The sequence below is a fragment of the Alkalibaculum bacchi genome, from assembly GCF_937875145.1.
Classification (GTDB): Bacteria; Bacillota; Clostridia; order Eubacteriales; family Alkalibacteraceae; genus Alkalibaculum; species Alkalibaculum bacchi_A.
This window is the reverse complement of record NZ_CALNCS010000261.1, coordinates 1-1,895: the sequence shown is the minus strand read 5'-3', so window position 1 is coordinate 1,895 and position 1,895 is coordinate 1. Positions and strand designations below refer to the sequence as shown.

1 protein-coding gene is annotated in these 1,895 nt (G+C 41.6%); it reads right to left on the bottom strand.

Translation table 11 applies throughout. The features are described 5' to 3' along the window. Positions 1–182: 182 nt before the first annotated feature. On the bottom strand, positions 183–1,421 hold the full coding sequence (locus tag Q7P22_RS14760) for an IS256 family transposase (RefSeq protein ID WP_133529402.1): 1,239 nt from the start codon (positions 1,419–1,421) through the stop codon (positions 183–185). Positions 1,422–1,895: the final 474 nt, after the last annotated feature.

The window sequence follows — 1,895 nt, the reverse complement described above, 5'->3', positions numbered from 1 at the left end:
TCAAGATGTCAAGGTGCGCCCTGCTAGGTATGTTATCCATAATTGGAAATATATGTTATCTGATTAGACCTTAAACGCACCTTTTCCCCGCTACAGCAGCTGATAAGTGCGAGGACAATCGTTGAAATGGTCAAGTCCATATTTGTGTGTAAATTCACTTTCAAGCATATATCAAACTACCTTTATGCTGCTTTAAGCATTTTCTGTTGTTTCTCTGCTATTTTAATCAACTCTTGATAGTCAGTTTCTTTGATGGCATTGTATGCTTTTGAATAAAATAGCCTTCTCGTATAACCCCATTTTTCATTTTCTTCCATCAGTACACTTCCCATAAGTCTGATCACTGAAGCTGAGTTTGGGAATATGCCGATTACTTTTGATCTGCGTTTGACTTCGCCATTCAGCCTCTCTATGTGGTTTGATGTTCGTATCACTTTTCGTACCCCTTCAGGCAGCCCCATTACCGTCATAGAGTCTTCAAATCCTTCGTCCAGACACTTGATTGCATCAGGCGCTACATCGCTGTAATCCTTGATTATCTCATCTCGCCTTTGCGTTGCCTCATCAAGAGTGTCCTTAGTAAACATTTCACGCAGCTCTGATCTCAGACCTATCTGATATTTCTTAGGCGCTTTCTCGACTATGTTTTTAGTGAAATGATAATGGCATCTCTGCCACGGCACATTTGGATAAACTTTGTGGACACCAAATATTATCCCTTCGTGTGCATCGGACGTGATCACTTTTATATTATCAAGACCTCTGTTCTTTAAACTCTGCAGGAAGTCTGTCCATGTCTCTTTGCTTTCGTTTTCATAGTAGTCAAACCCAAGCACTGTCTTGCGTCCGTCAGCGCTTATGCCGATGGCAATCATTAGTGGCTTTGAGATCACATGGTGGTTTTCTCGCACTTTGAGATATGTTCCATCTACGATAACGAACGGGTATGGTTCTGCTATCTGACGTGTCCGGAATTCTTCGACATTCTTGTCCAGATCCTTGCAGACCTCAGATACAGTCGACTTTGAGTATGACTGTCCGCACAATGTTTCCATTACTCGCGACACCTTTCTGGTGGATACGCCCGCTACCACCATCTCTGCCATAGTAGTGATCAGAGAGGCCTCGCTACGAGTATAGTTGTCAAATATCATTGATTTGAATGGGACATTTCTATGTCTTGGTACATTGAGGGTTATCTTGCCTATCCTTGTTACCAGATCTTTCTCACGCATGCCGTTTCTGCTGTCCTGTCGTTCCTCAGTGCGTTCATACGGTTTAGCATGCAGTTGAGCTTCAGATTCCGCAAGCAGGATACTGTTCAAGTTGTTCTGCAGCAGTTCTGCGAATGCACCTTCTCGATTTTCTGATAAAAGTTGTAGCATTTCTTCCTGATTTAGTGTAACATTTAATTGAGCCATTTTGCTTTACCTCCAAGTTTTAGTTATATTTTCAATTTCAATTATACTTGAAAGTGGAGCATTTGGCTCTATATTTTTTTGATCTCTCCAATTCTCTCTTTTACACCATTATACGGACACAATCCTAAAGCTGTTGCAAATGGGCGCAATAAAACGATATGTCCGATACGTTTCGTGGATCATGAATTCAACAGCAAACGATTATGGAATAGTGTTGAGGGATACCTGCGATCGGCCTATGATATGGACTATCTGGAAAAGATATACTACATGCATTGTGCTTTTTTTAGTTGGGGGTGATTATAATGAGAGCATACGAAAGGTTAATAAGATACACTGCTTATCCAACGGGTTCGGATCCTAAGTGTGAAACCACACCTAGCAGCCAGGCTCAGTGGGATTTTGCCCGTGATCTTGAAACTGAAATGAGAGATCTTGGATTTACGGATATCGATCTCGACGAACACTGTTATC

Excerpts from the sequence above, each read along its gene's own strand:
- Q7P22_RS14760 (WP_133529402.1), bottom strand. The coding sequence starts at position 1,421 with ATGGCTCAATTAAATGTTACACTAAATCAGGAAGAAATGCTACAACTT.